Annotated in this window: 16 protein-coding genes; 8 read left to right on the plus strand and 8 right to left on the minus strand. The window is 75.6% G+C overall.

Going from position 1 to position 17,999, the window contains the following annotated elements; translation table 11 throughout:
• Positions 1-58: 58 nt before the first annotated feature.
• The 3 genes from MTO91_RS13715 to MTO91_RS13725 are packed head-to-tail and all read right to left on the minus strand — an operon-like array spanning position 59 to position 2,896.
• Positions 59-565: a hypothetical protein gene (locus MTO91_RS13715; protein WP_476651410.1), complete on the minus strand. Its 507-nt coding sequence runs from the start codon at positions 563-565 to the stop codon at positions 59-61.
• 29 nt (positions 566-594) lie between these two features.
• A complete protein-coding gene (locus tag MTO91_RS13720) occupies positions 595-1,959 on the minus strand; it encodes a sugar phosphate isomerase/epimerase family protein (protein ID WP_476651412.1) in 1,365 nt (454 codons plus the stop codon).
• Positions 1,960-1,963: 4 nt separating this feature from the next.
• Entirely contained in the window at positions 1,964-2,896 is a 933-nt protein-coding gene (locus tag MTO91_RS13725) for a shikimate dehydrogenase (RefSeq protein ID WP_476651414.1), read from the minus strand.
• A gap of 142 nt (positions 2,897-3,038) precedes the next feature.
• Here MTO91_RS13725 and MTO91_RS13730 point away from each other — a divergent pair, with 142 nt between their 5' ends.
• Together MTO91_RS13730 and MTO91_RS13735 are read left to right on the plus strand one after the other, a co-directional pair.
• A complete protein-coding gene (locus MTO91_RS13730; RefSeq protein WP_476651415.1) occupies positions 3,039-3,695 on the plus strand; it encodes a TetR/AcrR family transcriptional regulator in 657 nt (218 codons plus the stop codon).
• A gap of 149 nt (positions 3,696-3,844) precedes the next feature.
• Positions 3,845-5,206, plus strand: a complete 1,362-nt coding sequence (locus MTO91_RS13735) for an MFS transporter (protein WP_476651416.1) — start codon at positions 3,845-3,847, stop codon at positions 5,204-5,206.
• Between the two features lie 36 nt (positions 5,207-5,242).
• Here MTO91_RS13735 and MTO91_RS13740 read toward each other — a convergent pair whose 3' ends face one another.
• Positions 5,243-6,148 (minus strand): LysR family transcriptional regulator, encoded by a 906-nt coding sequence (locus tag MTO91_RS13740; RefSeq protein ID WP_208820321.1) that lies wholly within the window; start codon positions 6,146-6,148, stop codon positions 5,243-5,245.
• A gap of 81 nt (positions 6,149-6,229) precedes the next feature.
• Between MTO91_RS13740 and MTO91_RS13745 the strand changes: the two genes are divergently transcribed.
• Positions 6,230-7,981, plus strand: coding sequence for an acyclic terpene utilization AtuA family protein (locus tag MTO91_RS13745; RefSeq protein WP_476651418.1), 1,752 nt, complete (start codon positions 6,230-6,232; stop codon positions 7,979-7,981).
• Positions 7,978-9,501 carry a CoA transferase gene (locus MTO91_RS13750; RefSeq protein WP_476651419.1) on the plus strand — a complete coding sequence of 508 codons (1,524 nt, stop codon included), beginning with the start codon at positions 7,978-7,980 and terminating at the stop codon, positions 9,499-9,501. Before MTO91_RS13745 ends, MTO91_RS13750 begins: the two co-directional genes overlap by 4 nt.
• A gap of 37 nt (positions 9,502-9,538) precedes the next feature.
• On the opposite strand, the gene MTO91_RS13755 is transcribed toward MTO91_RS13750, so the two are convergent.
• On the minus strand, positions 9,539-10,612 hold the full coding sequence (locus MTO91_RS13755) for a DUF368 domain-containing protein (RefSeq protein WP_476651421.1): 1,074 nt from the start codon (positions 10,610-10,612) through the stop codon (positions 9,539-9,541).
• Positions 10,613-10,750: 138 nt separating this feature from the next.
• Here MTO91_RS13755 and MTO91_RS13760 point away from each other — a divergent pair, with 138 nt between their 5' ends.
• The 4 genes from MTO91_RS13760 to MTO91_RS13775 all read left to right on the plus strand — a co-directional run bounded on the left by MTO91_RS13760 (position 10,751) and on the right by MTO91_RS13775 (position 14,461).
• Positions 10,751-11,431 (plus strand): DUF4232 domain-containing protein, encoded by a 681-nt coding sequence (locus tag MTO91_RS13760; RefSeq protein WP_405417131.1) that lies wholly within the window; start codon positions 10,751-10,753, stop codon positions 11,429-11,431.
• Positions 11,432-11,515: 84 nt separating this feature from the next.
• Entirely contained in the window at positions 11,516-13,219 is a 1,704-nt protein-coding gene (locus tag MTO91_RS13765; protein ID WP_476651422.1) for a P-loop domain-containing protein, read from the plus strand.
• Positions 13,220-13,273: 54 nt separating this feature from the next.
• Positions 13,274-14,137 (plus strand): SDR family oxidoreductase, encoded by an 864-nt coding sequence (locus tag MTO91_RS13770; protein ID WP_476651423.1) that lies wholly within the window; start codon positions 13,274-13,276, stop codon positions 14,135-14,137.
• A 126-nt stretch (positions 14,138-14,263) separates the two neighbouring features.
• Positions 14,264-14,461 carry a hypothetical protein gene (locus MTO91_RS13775; RefSeq protein WP_208820333.1) on the plus strand — a complete coding sequence of 66 codons (198 nt, stop codon included), beginning with the start codon at positions 14,264-14,266 and terminating at the stop codon, positions 14,459-14,461.
• Between the two features lie 4 nt (positions 14,462-14,465).
• On the opposite strand, the gene MTO91_RS13780 is transcribed toward MTO91_RS13775, so the two are convergent.
• The 3 genes from MTO91_RS13780 to MTO91_RS13790 are packed head-to-tail and all read right to left on the minus strand — an operon-like array spanning position 14,466 to position 17,875.
• On the minus strand, positions 14,466-15,419 hold the full coding sequence (locus tag MTO91_RS13780; RefSeq protein WP_476651424.1) for a 3-methyladenine DNA glycosylase: 954 nt from the start codon (positions 15,417-15,419) through the stop codon (positions 14,466-14,468).
• A gap of 27 nt (positions 15,420-15,446) precedes the next feature.
• The gene (locus tag MTO91_RS13785) at positions 15,447-16,508 is read right to left on the minus strand and encodes a hemolysin family protein (protein ID WP_476651425.1); all 1,062 of its coding nucleotides are present in this window, start codon (positions 16,506-16,508) and stop codon (positions 15,447-15,449) included.
• Positions 16,505-17,875 carry a hemolysin family protein gene (locus tag MTO91_RS13790; protein ID WP_405421822.1) on the minus strand — a complete coding sequence of 457 codons (1,371 nt, stop codon included), beginning with the start codon at positions 17,873-17,875 and terminating at the stop codon, positions 16,505-16,507. Before MTO91_RS13790 ends, MTO91_RS13785 begins: the two co-directional genes overlap by 4 nt.
• Positions 17,876-17,999: the final 124 nt, after the last annotated feature.

Raw genomic sequence — 17,999 nt, forward strand, 5'->3', positions numbered from 1 at the left:
GGCGGCGTGCGCGGGGCCGGGACCTCCCCGACGACGGCCGCGACGCCGGCGGGACCGCTCAGCCACGGGCGAGCCGGGACCGGCGGTGGGCCGCCATCCGGACCGGGGCGTCCGGCCAGCCGTGCCCGTCGTGCGTGCCGGTGCGCTGCACCAGGGCGAGGAACAGCCGTCCGCCGAGCAGCTCGGTGCAGACCTGCAGGTAGTCGCCGTGCGCGTCGCGGTCGTGCAGGACCCCGAGCTCCCGGTAGGCGGCGACGGTGTCCGCGGGCAGGTCGAGCCGGGCGGCCAGGTCGTCGTGGTAGTTGGCGGGCACCGCGAGCAGCGGCACCCCGGCGGCCCGTGCCGCGGCGGCGGTGGCGAGCACGTCGTCGCAGGCCAGGGCCACGTACTGCGGGTCGGCGACGGCCGGGCTCCAGTCCCCGCGACGCAGCACCGACACGGTCAGCGCGAGCCGGACCCGGCGCCGGGGGTCGGCGAGCGCCCGGCTGCGGACCAGCCCGAACGGGGCCGCGTACTCCCCGTCGCCGACCGGGTCCAGGCCGAGGACGGCACGGTGGAACAGCACCGCCTCGTCGAACGCGTCGTAGGGCTGGGTCAGGCCGACGTGGTCGATCCCGGTGATCCCGGTCCCGGGGGCCGGCGCCTCGTCGACGCCGACGAAGTCGTGCGGCCAGGCGGGCCGTGCGTGGAGTCCGGGCCCGCGTCGCCGGAGGTGCGGCACAGGAACAGCGCCGTGCCGTCCGATGCGGGGATCTCGGCGAACTCGGCCTCCCCCGGCCCGGTCGCGCGGGGGACCGGGGAGGCACAGAGCCGGGCGGCCCGGCGCGCGGAGGCGTCCGGGTCGGGGGTCTCGACGGCGATCGCCGCGACCGCACCGGACCCGGTGCCCGCCGCGTTGACGAGCAGCCGGGCACCGCCCTGCTCGAAGCGCTCCACCTGCTTGGTGCGGTGCACCCCGGTACGGCTGAACCCCAGTGCACGCAGCACCCGGCCCAGCTCCGGGCCCGCGGTCAGCTCGACGAACGCGGTCCCGTCGAGGGACGGCGCCGCGGTGGCGACCGGGTCGGTCCCGGCACCGGCCAGCGCGGTGGCCTCGGCGAGGGCGATCAGCGAGCGGCGGGCGTCGACGGCGGTGCGGACCGGGTCGGACTGGCGGAAAACGTCGTTGAACACCTCCAGCGACAGCGGCCCGGCGTACCCGGCCGCCAGCACCGGGGCGAGGAACGCGGGCAGGTCGAACCCGCCCTGACCGGGGAACAGCCGGTGGTGACGGCTCCAGGAGAGCACGTCCATCGACAGCTCCCGGGCGTCGGCGAGCTGCAGGAAGAACAGCTTCCCGCCGGGGACCTCGGCGATCGGGGCCGGGTCCGAGCCGCGGGCCAGGACGTGGAAGGAGTCCAGGCAGAGGCCGAGTGCGGGGTGGTCGGCGGCGCGCACGGCGTCCCAGGAGGCGTCCCAGGTGTCGACGTGCCTGCCCCAGGCGAGCGCCTCGTAGGCGATGCGCAGCCCGCGTTCGTGGGCGCGGGCGGCGAGGGTGTGCAGCTGGTCGGCGAGCAGGTCGGCGTCGGCGGCGGGGTCGACGGCGTCGGGGGACACCGAGGAGCACACCAGCACGGTGTCGGCGCCGAGCCCCGCCATGACCTCGAAGGTCGCGTCCGCGCGGCGCAGGTTCGCCGCGAACCGGTCGGGGTCGGTCGAGTCGATGTCGCGCAGCGGCTGGTAGAGGTCCACCGACAGGCCCAGGTCGCGGCAGCGGGCGCCGATCGCCGCCGGGGACCCGGGGTCGGCGAGCAGGTCCGGCGCGAAGATCTCGACGCCGTCGAATCCGGCGGTCGCGGCGGCGGCGAGCTTGTCCTCCAGCGTGCCGGACAGGCAGACCGTGGCCAGGGACAGGCGCGCGGTCCCGGTGGCCGGGGTTCCGGTGGGCACGGTTCCGGTGGGCGCGGTTCCGGTGGGCACGGCTTCAGGCGACACGGGCGGCCTCCTGCTCGGCGGTGATCAGCTCGGCGAGGTGGGCGAGCATCCGCGCCGGGTCCGGTGCGACGCCGGTGAACAGCCGGAACGCCTCCGCGGCCTGGTGCACGGCCATCGCGCCGCCGTCGACGGTGCGGCAGCCCGCGGTGCGCGCGGCACCCAGCAGCGCGGTGTCCAGCGGCCGGTAGACGATCTCGGCGACCCACGGGCGGGTCGCGAGCAGCGCGGGGTCGAACGGCAGGCCGGGGTGCTCGGCCATCCCCACCGGTGTGGCGTGCACGAGGCCGTCGGCGCCGGGGAGCAGCGCGGCCAGCTCCGGCGACGGGTGGCCGGTGGCCTGCGCGCCCGGGGCCAGGTGCGGGGTCACCGACGCGGCGAGCGCGGCGGCGCGGTCCCCGTCGACGTCGACGACCTGCAGGACGCCGACGCCCTCGCGAGCCATGGCGTAGGCGGCCGCGGCGCCGGCGCCCCCGGCACCCAGCAGCACGACCCGGCCCGTCGCGGCGCCGGGCAGCCCGGCCCGCCAGCCGTCGCGGAACCCGGTCCAGTCGGTGTTGTGCCCGGTCATCGACCCGTCCGTGCCGATGACGACGGTGTTGACCGCGCCGACGGCGGCGGCGTCCGGGGCGAGGGCGTCGAGGTGGCCGATCACGCGCTGCTTGCAGGGATGGGTGATGTTGAGTCCCGCGTGGCCCTGGGCGCGGGCCCGGCGGAGCAGGTCGCCGACGCCGTCCGGTGCGACCCCGAGGACGTCGAGGTCGAGGCGCCGGTAGGTCAGGTCCAGGCCGTGCGCGGCGCCCTCGCGCTCGTGCAGGGCAGGCGACAGCGACGGACCGATGCCGGCGCCGATCAGCCCCGTCCGCACCCGTGTGCCGGTTCCGGTGGCGTCGGTGTCGCGCCGGGTCTCGCTGCTGCTCCGCACGGATCCCTCCTCGGATTTATGTACCGTACGGTTAGTTGTACCGGACGGCGGACGGATCGGCCAGGGGAGACGGCCGGTGATCCGTAGAGTCCGGGGACGCCGCCGGGATCCCGGCGGCGCGGACCGGCGGAGGGGGACCGCAGTGGCAGCGGCACCGGAGGACGGCGTCCGGCAGCGCGACGCCGAGCGCACCCGCACCGAGATCCTGGACGAGGCGACCGCGGAGTTCGCCGACCGGGGACTGGCCGGGGCGCGGGTCGACGAGATCGCCGCGCGCACCCGGACCACCAAGCGGATGCTCTACTACTACTTCGGCTCGAAACAGGGCCTCTACCTGGCGGTTCTCGAACGCGCCTACACCGGGATCCGGGCACTGGAGCAGCAGTTGTCGGTGTCGGACCTCAATCCGGCCCGTGCGGTGCGTGCGGTCGCCGAGCTCACCTTCGACCACCACGAGGCGCACCCGGACTTCATCCGGCTGGTGGCGATCGAGAACATCCACCACGCCGAGCACCTGCGGTCCTCCCCGGTGCGCGAGGGGCTGGCCGGGCCCGCGGTCGGAGTGCTGGAGCCGATCCTCGCCCGCGGCCGGGAGACCGGCATGTTCCGCGACGACGTCGACGCCTTCGACGTCCACGTGCTGATCAGCTCGTTCTGCGTGTTCCGGGTGGCCAACCGGCACACCGTCTCGGCCATCTTCGGCCGCGACCTGCTGGACCCGGCTCGCCGGGCGCACTACCGCCGCATGGTCGGTGACCTGGTGGTGGAGTACCTGACCGCCCGCGTCGGGCAGGACTGACGGGACCGGCGTCCATCCGGCTCTTGACAGGTGTCGCTGCGCAACTCACTATTCGGTACGTAACCAGACGGTACATAAGCGAGCGGCTCGCCGCCCGGGAGCCGTCGTCCACACCAGTGCCTGCAACGTCGCACACGCCGGGAGCCACCGTGAGCCAGCAACCGTCCGACGCGCCCACCGCGCCGCAGGCGCAACCGACACGGGCCGCCCTGGCCGCGTGGATCGGCAGCGCCCTGGAGTACTACGACTTCTTCATCTACGGCACCGCCGCGGCGCTGGTGTTCAACAAGGTGTTCTTCCCCGAATCCAGCCCGGTCGCCGGCACGCTGCTGTCGCTGGCCACCTTCGGCTTCGGCTACGTCGCCCGCCCGCTCGGTGCGGTGCTCTTCGGTCACATCGGTGACCGACTGGGGCGCAAGAAGGTGCTGGTCGCGACCCTGATGATGATGGGGGTCGCGACGCTGGCGATCGGCTTCCTGCCCACCTACGGCCAGGTCGGGGTGCTCGCCCCGGCGCTGCTGGTGACCTGCCGGCTGCTGCAGGGCCTGTCCGCGGGCGGTGAGCAGGCCGGCGCGAACTCGATGACGCTGGAGCACTCCCCGCAGGGCCGCCGCGCGTTCTTCACCAGCTTCACCCTGTCCGGCACCCAGGGCGGGCAGATCATCGCGACCGCGGTGTTCCTGCCGATCGCGCTGCTGCCCGAGGACGCCCTGCTGTCCTGGGGCTGGCGGGTGCCGTTCTGGGCGAGCGTGCTGGTGATGGTCGCCGGTGTGCTGATCCGGCGGACGCTGCACGAGACCCCGGTGTTCACCACCGAGGTCGCCGACACCGACGGCGCGCCGAAGGCGAAGGACGAGCTCCCGATCGCGGCGCTGTTCCGCGGCCACTGGCCGAACCTGCTGCGTGTCACCCTCGCCGCGACGGTGGCCTCGGTCAGCACCCTGATGACGGTGTTCGCCCTGTCGTTCGCGGTCAACACCGTCGGCCTGGAGCGCTCGACCATGCTGTGGGTCGTCGTGAGCGCGAACGTCGTCGCCCTCGCCGCCATCCCGTTGTTCGCCACGCTCGCCGACCGGATCGGGCGGCGCCCGGTGTTCATCGCGGGGGCGCTGGGCAGCGCGGTGCTGCTCGCCGCCTACCTGTGGGCCGTGTCCACCGGGGTGTACCTGCTGGTCTTCGGCGTGGGCATCCTGCTGTCGGGGATCGTCTACAGCGCCGCCAACGGCGTGTGGCCCTCGTTCTACGGCGAGATGTTCCCGGCCAGGGTCCGCCTGACCGGTATGGCCGTCGGCACCCAGATCGGCTTCGCGTTCGGCGGGTTCGCCCCCACCATCGCCGCAGCCCTGGCCGAGAACAGCGTCGGCGGCTGGCTGCCGGTCGCCGTGTTCGGCGGTGTGATCTGCCTGGTGGCGGCGGCGTCGGCCTGGTCGGCCCCGGAGACCGCGCACCTGACCCTCGACGAGATCGAGGCCGGTTTCGAGGCCCGTGACCGGGCCCCGGCCCGCGTCTGACCCGACCGCACCCGTCCCGCAGCGGGCCCCGTGGCGTCACGCCACGGGGCCCGCCGGCGTCCCGGCCGCGGCCGCCAGCACCCCGACGACGTCGCCGGGGTCGGCGGCCCGGTCACCGCGCCACACCGCGTCGGTGCCCAGCCGCACCTGCGCCCCGGTCACCGGCAGCACGTGCACCGGCTCCCCGACGAACGCCTTGTGCGTGGCGCCGGACCCCAGCCCGACCAGTGTGAACGCCTCCCCGGCCGCGACGACGTGGGTGAGGTCGCCCGGGTTGTGGGTGTCGAGCTCGATCCGCCGGTGCACGCCGTGCCGGGCGAGCAGCTCCCCGGTGGCCCGGTAGACCGCCGGGGCGGCGTCGTAGCGGATGGACACGTACGGCAGCTCCGCCAGCTCCTCGAGGCGGACCTCGGTGCGGTCGTCGAAGCCGCGCCCGTGCCCGACGGCGACGGCGGCCGGCCGGGTGTCCACCCGCCGCACGGTCAGCGCGGGGTCGTCGCTCCCGCCGTGCAGGAACGCCAGGTCCAGCTCGCGGCGGGCGACCGCACGGGCCAGCTCCGCGCTGGTCCCCGGCCGGATCCGCACCGCCAGCTCCGGGCGGGCGGCCCGCAGCCGTTCCAGGAACCCGTCGCGGACCGCCGCGGTCACGTCCGGCGCCATCCCCACCACGACGACCGGGTGCCCGTCCGCGGCGGCCAGCGCGCCGGGCAGCGCCTCCACCCGGGCCACGATGTCGCGGGCCCGCGGCAGCAGCGCGCGTCCGGCCGCGGTGAGCGCCATCCCGCGCGCGGACCGGGTGAACAGCGGCGCGCCGAGCTCCCGCTCCAGGTCGCGGACCCGTCGCGACAACGGCGACGCGGCCAGGTGCAGCCGGGCCGCCGCCCGGGTCAGGTTCAGCTCGTCGGCGACGGCGAGGAAGTACCGCAGATGGAACAGCTCCACGGACCGTGACCCTAGAGGTCACGCCGGCCTGCATCCATCGGTCCTGGTCACCGGTCCGGCTGCCGTCCTAGCGTGACCGGCATGGCCTCCCGTCCCGTGCGCATCGCGAACGTCTCCGGCTACCTCGGCGACCGGTACACCGCCGTCGACGAGGCGATGGCCGGTGACCCGGTGGACGTCCTGATGGGCGACTACCTCGCCGAGATCACCCTCGCCGCGCTCGCCGCCGCCGCCGGGCGCGGCGGCCCCGGCTACGTCGCCTACGCCCTGGACCAGCTCACCCCGCACCTGCCCGAGATCGCCCGGCGCGGGATCCGGGTCGTCACCAACGCGGGCGGGTTCGACCCGGCCGGGATGGCGCAGGAGCTGCGCGGCCGGATCGCGGCGGCCGGGCTGCCGCTGCGGGTCGCGCACGTCGCCGGGGACGGGGTGTTCGACCGGCTCGCCGACTTCCACACCGACGGCCACGGGCTGGAGCACCTCGACACCGGCGCCCCGCTCAAGGACTGGGGGTTCGCCCCGATCACCGCGAACGCCTACCTCGGCGGCTTCGGGATCGCCGCGGCGCTGGCCGCCGGCGCCGACGTCGTCGTGACCGGGCGGGTCACCGACGCCTCGCTCACCGCCGGCCCGGCCGCCTGGTGGCACGGCTGGGGCCCCGACGAGTTCGACGCGCTGGCCGGCGCGGTCACCGCCGGGCACGTCATCGAGTGCGGCGCGCACGCCACCGGCGGCAACTTCTCCGGGTTCCGGTCGGTGCCCGGCATGCTGCGCCCCGGCTTCCCGATCGCCGAGGTCGCCGCCGACGGCTCCTCGGTGATCACCAAGCACGCCCGCGACGGCGGCACCGTCACCGTGGACACCGTCACCGCGCAGCTGCTCTACGAGATCCAGGGCCCCCGCTACCTGAACCCCGACGTCACCGTGCACCTCGACACCGTGCGGCTGAGCAGGGAGGGCCCGGACCGGGTCGCGATCGGCCCCGTCACCGGGTCCCCGCCGCCGCCCACGGCGAAGGTCGCGTTGTTCGCCCCGATCGGCTACGAGATCTCCACGATGCTGTTCTGCACCGCCCCGGACGTCGAGGGCAAGGTGGAGCTGCTGCGCACCCAGCTGCGTGCCGCGCTGGAGGGGCACGTCGACTCCCTCGAGGTCACCCCGCTCGGCGTCGCCGCGGTCGACCCGCCGACCCAGTGGGCGGCGACCGTCCCGATCCGGGTGATCGCGACCGCCCGCGAGAAGGAACCGCTGCTCCGGTTCGCACCGGCCGTCGGGTCGCTGTACCTGCAGGGCTTCCCCGGCTTCCACCACGACGGGCACGCGCCACGGGCGTCGCAGCCGTGGCCGCGGATCGAGTACTGGCCCGCGCTGCTGGAGTCCGCGCTGCTCGACCACCACGCCGTCCTCGACGACGACGGCGGCCGGGTCGAGGTCCCGCGCGCCACCCGGACCGCCACCCCGGAGGAGACCGCGCAGCCGGTGCACCCGGAGCCGGACCTGCCCGCACCGACCGGCCCGCGCGCCGAGCTGGGCGAGTACGCGTGGGCCCGGGCGGGGGACAAGGGCGGCAACGCCAACGTGGGCGTCTGGTGCCGCGACCCCGCACACTGGGAGTGGCTGCGTGCCACCCTGACCACCGAGCGGGCTGCCGCGCTGCTCCCCGAGGCACAGGGCCGCATCGTCCGCCACGAGTTCCCGCACCTGCGCGCGGTGCACCTGGTGCTCGTCGGGCTGCTCGGTTCGGGCGGCTCGGCCAATCTGCGCGTGGACCAGATCGGCAAGTCCGTGGGCGAGTACCTGCGGGCCCGGCACGTGGAAGGACCCACCGCATGAGCACCACCGGCGCCACGACCGGCGACGCCACCGCCGAGCGCATCCTCGCGAACGTCGCGTCCCCCGCCACCGACGACGCCTTCGACCCCGGCGCGGCCCTCGACGGGCTGCTGGGCTGCGTCGGGATGAGCGGCGCCGACGCCGGCGGGCGGGTCGGTTTCGTCGGCGCCGACCCGGTCGTGCCCAGCGCGCTGCGCCTCGGCGGCGGTGCGGCCGTCGCGCTCGCCGCGAAGTCGGTCGGGATGGCCGCGGTGCACCGCGACCGCGGCGGCGACGGCCAGGACGTCACCGTCGACGTGCGCCGCGCCCCGCACCGGCTCTGCCCGTTCTACGACCGCCGCTGGGAGCTGGTGAACGGCCATCCCGCCGCCAGCCCGGCGATCACCTCGCAGGCGCTCGGGTTCTCGTTCCACCGCACCCGCGACGACCGCTGGGTGATGCCGCTCAACCCGTACCCGGCACTGCGGGCCCGGGCCGAGACCTTCCTCGGGGTGCCCGAGAGCGGCGTCGCCGACGCGGTCGCCCGGTGGGACGCCGCCGAGCTGGAGGCGGCCGCGAGCGACGCCGGCATCGTCATGCCGATGGCCCGCACCCCCGCCGAGTGGCTCGCGACCGAGCAGCACGCGGCGCTGGCCGGCACCCCGCCGATCACCCTGCGCCGCATCGGCGACGCCCCGCCCGAGCCGTTCCCGCAGCGCCGCCGCGCCGACCTGCCGCTGGACGGGCTGCGCGCACTCGGGATGGGCCACGTCATCGCCGGCGCCGGGACCGGCCGGGCGCTGGCCCTGCACGGCGCGGACGTGCTCAACATCTGGCGCCCCACGGAGTTCGAGCACGACAGCACCTACGTCACCGCGAACGTCGGCGTCCGGTCCGCCACGGTGGACCCGCACGCCGCCGACGGCGCCGCGCTGCTGCGCGGGCTGCTCGCCGACGCCGACGTGTTCTACGCCAACCGCCGCCCCGGCTACCTGGACCGGCTCGGGCTGTCCGCCGAGGAGGCCGCCGCGGTGCGGCCCGGCATCGTGCACGCCTCGAACACCCTGCACGGGCCGGTCGGGCCGTGGGCGCACCGCGTCGGGTTCGACCAGTCCGCGGGCACCCTGGTCGGGATGATGACCCTGGAGGGCGGCTCGGCCACCGACCCGACGGTGGCGCCCCGGCTCTCACCGATCCTGGTCGTCAACGACTACATCGTGTCCTGGCTGACCGCCGCCGGGGTCGCGGCGGCACTGCGCCGCCGCGCGGTGGAGGGCGGCTCCTGGGCGGTGGAGGTGTCGCTGGCCCGGGCCGCGCTCTGGATGCTGGAGCTCGGTGTCCTCGACCTCGGCTACGCCCGCGAGGTCGCGGGCACCGGCGAGCGCCACGCCTACCCCGCCCCGGAGACGTTCACCGCGCAGACCGCGCTGGGGCACTACCAGGGGGTGACCGACCAGGTCACGATGAGCGCGACGCCGGGGGAGTACCGCACGGTGCTCGTCCCGCGCGGCTCCGGACGCCCGGAGTGGCTGGAGCGCTGAACCGGGCGCCCGGCCGTCGGGATCCCGGGCCCGCCGTTCAGCGGTCGCGGCGCGGCGGCGGCTCCACCCGGGGGATCGGGCGGGTCACGTCGGCGTCGTCCACGGTCCGGTCCAGGGCGCGGTGCGCGCCCGGGTCCGCGACGGGGCCCGGGACGCGGTCCATGACCCGGGTCGCGGCCCGGTCAGGGGCGCGCTCGGGGGTGTCCTCCGGGGCGGCCGGCGCCGCCGACCCGTCCACCCGCCGCTCGACGGCCATGATCGCCAGGACGACCGCGGCGCCGGCCGCGGCCGGCAGCAGCATCCACCACCAGCCCGGGTCGGGCGCCAGGACACCGCGGGCGTCGTCCTGCCAGGGCCACAGCGCCCGCAGCGCCCCCAGCAGCACCCCGGTCATGATCACCATCAGGGTGCGGCGGTGGTGCTCCAGCAGCCAGGTCAGCACCGACACGAAGCTCGCGAGCCCCAGCACGGCGCCGAGCCCGAACACCGCGATGTAGGCCAGGTCGAGGTCGCGCACCGCGCGCAGGGTCGGCTCGTAGAGCCCGAACACCAGCAGCAGGAACGACCCGGAGAAGCCCGGCAGCACCAACGCGCACACCGCGACCGCCGCGGCCAGCCCGACCAGCGGCATCGGCGGGCGGCCGTCGCCGACGGCCGGGGGGAGCGCGCTGACCGCGAACGTCGCCACGAACGCGACGACGACCAGCGCCCACTCGCGCGGCCCGCGCAGCCGCCCGGTGATCCGCAGCGGGACCGCCACCGACGCGGCGACCATCCCCAGGAACACTGCCCGGGCGCCGACGGGGTGGTCCTCGATCAGCCCCGGGAGCACCTGCGACGCCGCCAGGACCGCCAGCACCATGCCCAGTGCGACGGGCAGCAGCAGGCCCCAGTCCAGCCGTCGCAGCTCCTCGCGGGGCGCCGCGTCACCGCCCGCCGCGCCCGGGAGCAGCCCCCGGGCCGCGGCGACGAGGTGGGCCCCCTGGGCGATCAGGCGCTCGTAGATCCCGACGACCAGGGCCATGGTCCCGCCGCTGACCCCCGGGATGGTCTCGACCACGCCGATCGCGGCCCCACGGGCCAGATGAATACCGGACATACGCGACAACACGGGACAGGACGGTACCGACCGGGCGCCTGTCGGGAACGGACGGGTGAACTCTCGTTCGCATCACGAAGGATCGGGGCAACCGGTTGCGTGCCGATACGTCCGAGGAGACGTACACACCATGACGATCGGGGGACTGACATGGACGGGTATGTCCTGCACCGCACCGCCCGCTGGGCCGTGACCATCGCCGCCTGCGGCGCCGTGCTGGCCGGCTGCGGTGGCGGTGGCGACTGGCCGGCGGCCGCCGGCTCCGGTGGCGCCTCCGCCACCCCGAGCGCCGCCGCGCCGACGACGAGCGCCCCGGTGTCCGACGCCGGGGGCACCGGATCGGCCGGGGGAGCCGGGAACGGTGGCACCCACACCGGCACCGGGGGCGCCGAGGCGGGCGGCGACGAGCGCTGCCACACCTCCGAGCTCGCCGGCTCGGTCGCGGCCGACCCGGGCGGCGGCGCCGCGGGCTCGTCGTACGTCACGCTGACGCTGCGCAACCAGGGCGGCCGCACCTGCTACGTGCGGGGCTTCCCCGGCGTGTCCTACGTCGGCGGCGACGACGGCCACCAGATCGGCCCGGCCGCCGCGATGCAGGGCGGGCACGGCGACCCGGTGCGCCTCGCCCCCGGCGGGACCGCCGGTGCGACACTGCGGGTGGTGAACGTGCGCAACTTCGACGAGGCGGCCTGCCGCCCGACGGCCGTGCGCGGCCTGCGCGTCTACCCGCCCGGCGAGACCGACTCGCTGTTCGTCCCGATGGAGGGCACCGGCTGCGCCGCCACCCCGCCCGGGGACCAGCTGGTGATCCAGGCGTTCACCGCGCGCTGACCCGCGCCCGGGCCCGGTCCGCCGCGGACCGGGCCCGGCGGGCTCCGCGGGTGGCCGCCACGACGGTGGAGGAGTGAACCCCGCATGACCCCGCACGACCGCCCGGACGCACCCCACCGGCGTGGCGACGTCGCCGCGCTCGGCTACCGGCTGCAGGACCTCGACGGAGCCTCGTACCGCTCCTACAAGGGCCTCACCGGCGTCTGGACGGGTGAGGACGGCTACGACCTCGAGATCCGGACGGTGCAGGCCGACCCGTTCGCGCCGCCGTCGCGGCTGCGGGTGACCGTGCCCGCCCGGACCGCGGGACTGCCGCCCGGCCTGTACCACGGCGCCGTCCGCGCGCGTGCCCTCGGCGGGTTCCTCGCCCGCGCCCTGCGCCGCGCGGTGGAGCACAGCACCCTGCGGGTCGACGCGGGTGGCCAGGAGGTGCTCGACCGCAGCGCGGTCCGCATCCGGCCCGACGGCACGGTCGTCGCCGAGCTGTCGGTCCCGCTGCCCGGCCGTGGGCGCCGGATCGACGGCGGGGCCGCGGCCGCCGCGCTGACGGTCATGCTGCCCCGCGCGGTGCTCGGCGCGCTGCGCTGGGAGACCGCCGACACCGCCGCGGCCGAGCAGTTCGTGGAGACCGTCGAGGACGCGGGTGCCCTGCGCGACGCGCTGGCCGGTCGTGGCCTGGTCGGGTTCGTCGCCGACGGCGCGGTGCTGCCGCGGGCCTCCGGTGTCGACGACCGGCCGCTGGCCGGCGGGGTGCCGTTCGTCTCCCCGCCGGAGCTGCGGGTGACCCTGGACGTCCCGCACCGCGGCACGGTGACCGGGATGGGCGTCCCCGAGGGGGTCACGCTGATCGTCGGCGGCGGCTACCACGGCAAGTCCACGCTGCTGCGCGCGCTGGAGAGCGGCGTGTACGACCACGTCCCCGGCGACGGCCGTGAGCTCGTCGTCGCCCGTGCCGACACGGTGTCGGTGCGCGCCGAGGACGAGCGCTCGGTGCAGCGCGTCGACGTGTCGGCCTTCGTCACCGGCCTGCCGTCCGGGAACCCCACCGACGACTTCTCGACGGAGTCGGCGTCCGGGTCGACCTCCCAGGCCGCCGCCACGGTCGAGGCGCTGGAGGCCGGTGCCGGCGTGCTGCTGATCGACGAGGACACCGCCGCCACCAACGCCATGATCCGCGACGACCGGATGCGCGCGCTGATCCCGGCCGAGCCGCTGGTCCCGTTCGTCGAGCGGGTCCGGCCGCTGCACCGCGGGCACGGGGTGTCCACTGTGCTCGTCATGGGCGGGTCGGGGGAGTACCTCGACCGCGCCGACACGGTGGTCCTGCTGCAGGACTACACCGCCTCCGAGGTCACCGGGCGGGCCCGGGAGATCGCCGGGCGGGCGGACGAGGCGGGCGACTCCGCGTTCCCGGCGTTCGCGCGCCGCGAGTTCGACCCCCGCAGCGTGGACGCCTCGGTGCGCGGCCGGCGCCGGGTGACCGCCCGTGGCCGCGGCCGGCTCACCTTCGGCGCCGACGACATCGACCTGTCCGCGATAGCCCAGCTCGCCGACCCCGGCCAGACCACCGGCGTCGGGTACGCCCTGGCCGCCCTCGACCTGCGCGGGGTCACCCTCGCACAGGCCCTGGACCGGCTGGAGGAGGCGGTGCGCCGCGAGGGGCCCGACGCGATCACCCGGGGCGCCCCCGTGGACGTCGCGGTGCCGCGGCGGCACGAGGTCGCGGCCGCCCTGAACCGACTGCGACCGGCGCGTGTGACCCACCTCCACGGAAACGGTCAGATCTGACTGTTACAGTGCGCTCCGAGCACGTGCACCGACGCACCGTCACCGGAGGACCCCATGACCCAGCCTGCCCAGCGGGACCTGAACGGCCGCACCATCGTCATGTCCGGCGGCAGCCGTGGCATCGGCCTCGCGATCCTGCTCGCGGCCGCCCGCCGCGGCGCCAACTCCGTCATCCTGGCCAAGACCGACCAGCCCGACCCCCGTCTGCCCGGCACCGTGCACACCGCGGTCGCCGAGATCGAGCAGGCCGGCGGCAAGGCCGTCGCCGTCGTCGGCGACGTGCGGGTCGAGGAGGACGTGGACCGCGCCGTCGCGACCGCCGTCGAGACCTTCGGCGGCGTCGACATCGTCGTCAACAACGCCAGTGCGCTGAACATGAGCGGCACCGCCGACGTCACGCCCAAGCGCTACGACCTCATGCAGTCGATCAACTCGCGCGGCACCTACCTGCTGACCCGGGCCGCGCTGGACCACCTGAAGGCCTCCGACGACGCGCAGGTCCTCACCCTGTCCCCGCCGATCAACCTCGACCCGAAGTGGCTCGGGGAGTTCCCGCCCTACATGCTCTCCAAGTACGGCATGTCGCTGCTGACCCTGGGCTGGGCGCACGAGTTCGCCGGCGACGGCATCCGGGCCAACTGCCTGTGGCCGCGCACCACCATCGCCACCGCGGCCGTGGTCAACCTGCTCGGCGGCGACGACGCCGGCAGGCGGGCCCGCACCCCGGAGATCATGGCCGACGCCGCCGTGGCCGTCCTGACCGACCCGGCCCGCCCCACCGGGCAGACCTTCATCGACGACGAGGTGCTCGCTGCGCACGGCGTCACCGACCTCGCCCCGTACGGCGCCTCCGAGCACAACGACATCGACTTCTTCATCGAGGGCACCGACCCGGCCGACCTCCCGAAGCACTACTAGTGCCCCGACGGTGACCGGTTGACCCCATCGGGTGACGCCCGGAACCGGCGGGCCCGGATGCGCGACCCCTCACGACGGCGCGGGCACCCGTCCCGCCACCCCGGACCGACGACGAGGAGCACCCGAGTGCGACACATCGCCACCTTCTGCGGCAGCTGCAACTGCGGATGCCCCGAGCTGTACGTCGACGACGCCGCCGCGCCGGAGAAGCGCATCGTGGTCACCGACGACTTCGGCCAGCGCGTGCAGATGAGCGTGGACCAGTTCGCCGACCTGGTCGCCTCGGCCCGCAACGGCCTGCTGGACGAGCTCGTCGCGAGCTGAGCCGCTACGCGGTCGCGGGGCCGCCGGGGACCTCCCCGGCGGCCCCGTCGTCGTTCCCGGGCCGGTCACCGGCCCCGGCGAGGCGCCCCGCGAGGTCGATCAGCTCCTCGCGCAGCGGCGCCGCCCGCTCGGCGAACCCGGCCTGGGCGCGGGCGTACTCGGCGCGCCCGGCGGGCGTCTCGATCGGCACCGGGTCGAACCCGTGGCCGGACAGGTCGTAGGGGGAGGCCCGCATGTCCAGCTCGCGCACGTCCGCGGCCAGGGCGAAGCAGTCGGCCACGACCTCCGACGGCACCGCCGGGGCGAGCTTGTAGGCCCACTTGTAGAGGTCCATCGTCGCGTGCAGACAGCCCGGCTGCTCCATCTCGACCTGCCGCTCCCGGGTCGGGACGAGCTCGTTGCGCGGGGCCGCGGCGTCGGTGAAGAACCGGTAGGCGTCGTAGTGGGTGCAGCTGATCCGCGCCGACTCGACGACGGCGTCGGTGCCCGCCCGCCCGAGGCGCAGCGGCACCGTGTCGCGGTGCCGGGCGTCGTCGGTGCGGTAGACCATCGCCCACTCGTGCAGGCCGAAGCAGCCCAGCCGCGGCGCCCGGGAGCGGGTGGCGGTGAGCAGCCGGTGCACGAACGCCGCCGTCGTCCGCAGCCGCGCCGGCGCCGCCGCGGGGTCGAACAGCACCGTGCCGTCGGGCCGGGTGACGTGGCCGGGGCGGTCGGCGAGCTCCGCGGCGTCGGCAAGCGCCACCCCGGGACCCGGGTCCCAGCGCTCCAGCTGGGCGGGGCGGTGGGAGTAGTAGGTGAACAGGAAGTCCCACACCGGGTGCGGCTCGCCGTGCCGTCGCCGCTCGCGGTGCGGCACGGTCCACACCGCGACCCGCTCCCGGTGCGCCGCCGCCCGCGCCCGCCACGCGGCGCCGTCGAGGACGGGCACGGCGGCGGTGGGGGCGGAGGGCGTGGGCACGGTGTCCGACGGTACGACCCGCCCGGGTCAGGTCGGGGTGCCGGGGGCGTGGGTGGCGTCGCGGACGCTGCCGACGAACGCCTCGGTGAGGTCCTCCATGGTGACCATGCCGACGGTGGTGTCGTGCCCGTCGACGGCGCGGGCCAGGTGTGCCCGGGCCGCCCGCAGCGTCGCCAGCGCCTCGTCCAGGCGGGCCGAGGCCGGGACCGAGGGCAGGCTGCGCACCCGCTGCGGCGGGATCGTCGCCGACTCGGAGTCGGCGAGGTCCAGCACGTCCTTGACGTGCAGGTACCCGGTGAGCCTGCCCTGGGCGCCGCGGATCGGGAAGCGGGAGTACCCGGTCCGCTCCACGGCCTCGGTGAGCGCGGCGACCGTCGTCGACCCGCCGGGGCCCGCGTCGAGGCAGACCAGGTCCTCCAGCGCGACGACGACGTCGGAGACGGTCGCCTCCGCCGAGGACAGGGTCCGCTCGATCCGGGAGCTCTCGGAGTCGTCGAGCAGGCCCTCCCGGCGCGAGTCGCCCAGCATCTCGGCGAGCTCGCCGGTGGTGAACGCGGTCTCCAGCTCGTCGCGCGGGGTCACCCCGACCAGGCGCAGGGTGCCGTTGGCCATCGCGTTAAACAGGTCGATGAACGGGCGGGTGACCCGGGTCCACACCAGGAACGGCGGGACCAGCAGGATCGCCGCGCGTTCGGGACCGGCGATCGAGATGTTCTTCGGCACCATCTCGCCGAGCATCATGTGCGCGACGACGACGATCATCAGCGACACCGCGAACGCGACCGGGTAGGCGAACGCCTCCGGCACCCCGACGGCGGCGAGCGGCCCGTCGATGAGGTGCGCGACGGCGGGCTCGCCGAGCCGGCCGAGCAGCAGCGAGGCGATGGTGATGCCCAGCTGGGAGGCCGCGAGCATCCGGGACAGGTCGTGCGAGGCGTCGAGCACGCGGCGCGCCCCGGCGGACCCGCCGTCGGCCATGGCCTCCAGGCGGTCCTTGCGGGCGGAGATCAGTGCGAACTCCGCAGCGACGAAGAACGCGTTCACCCCGAGCAGGGCGACGGCGGCGAGCAGTGCGATCAGGTCGTTCACGCCGGCACCGCCCCGTGCGCCGCGGTGCGGTCGGTGGCGCGGTCGGTGGTGCGGCCCACCCGGACCTCGGCGACCCGGTTGCGGTCGCGGCGCAGGACCTCGAGGGTCCACCCGTCGACCTCGACGGCGTCGCCGACGTCGGGGATGCGGCCCAGCCGGGCCACGACCAGGCCGGCGAGGGTCTCGTACTCCCCGTGCGGCATCCGGAAGCCGGTGGCCTCGTCGACCTCGTCGTCGCGCATCAGCCCGGACAGTGCCCACACCCCGTCGCCGAGGCGGCGCACCCGGTTCTGCTCGCCGCGGTCGTGCTCGTCGCGGACGTCGCCGACGATCTCCTCCACCAGGTCCTCCATGGTCACCAGGCCCGCGGTGCCGCCGTACTCGTCGACGACGACGGCGGTCTGCAGCCCGGCCGCCCGCAGCCGGGTCATGAGCTCGTCACCGTCCAGCGACGACGGCACGGTCTCGACCGGCCGGGCCAGGTCCCGCACCGCGGTGTCGGCGCGGCGGGCCGGCGGGACCGAGAACGCCTGCTTGACGTGCACCAGCCCCAGCGGGACGTCCGGGTCGCCGTCCACGACCGGGAACCGGGAGAACCCGGACCGGCGGGCCAGCGCCACCAGGTCGGTCACGGTGTCGGTGGCGTCGATGGTCTCCACCCGCACGCGCGGGGTCATCAGGTCCTCGGCGACGCGGTCGGTGAAGCGCAGCGAGCGCTCCAGCAGCACCGCGGTGCCCGGGTCGATGCTGCCGCTCTCGGCGCTGGCCCGGACCAGCGAGCTCAGCTCGCCGGGGGAGCGGGCCGAGCGCAGCTCCTCGGCCGGCTCGATGCCGAGGCGGCGCACGATGGCGTTGGCCGCGGTGTTCAGGCCGGTGATGAGCCAGCGGAACGCCGCGGCGAACCCGGCCTGCAGCCACACCACCGAGCGCGCCACCTCCATCGGGTGGGCGATGGCGAGGTTCTTCGGGACCAGCTCGCCGAACACCATCGACAGCACCGTCGCCAGGACCAGCGACAGCACGGTGGCGGTGCCCGAGGCGATCCCGGCGGGCAGCCCGACGGCCTCCAGCACCGGCCGGATCAGCTCGGCGACGGCGGGCTCGGCGATGTAGCCGGTGGCCAGGGTGGTGGCGGTGATGCCAAGCTGGCAGCCCGACAGCTGGAACGACAGGCCCGCGTGCGCCCGCTGCACCGAGCGGGTCCGCCGGTCGTCGCTGCGGGCGACGGCGGCGTCGATGCGGCTGCGCTCGAGCGCGGTGAGGGAGAACTCCGAGGCGACGGAGACGGCGGTTCCCAGGGTGAGCGCGACGACCGCGAGCAGCCCGAGACAGGAGAGCAGGACGGACACGGAGCTCAGGGCCTCCATCAGGGAGAAACGGTGCACGACGATACGGCGGCCGCGCCCGGCCCGCCCGACGGGAGCTGCGAGTGATCTCACGGCGTCCCGACGGTGATCCGGGCCGTGACCGGGGTCTAGGTTGGTCAGCCAT

Source organism: Pseudonocardia sp. 2-7 (assembly GCF_056341085.1).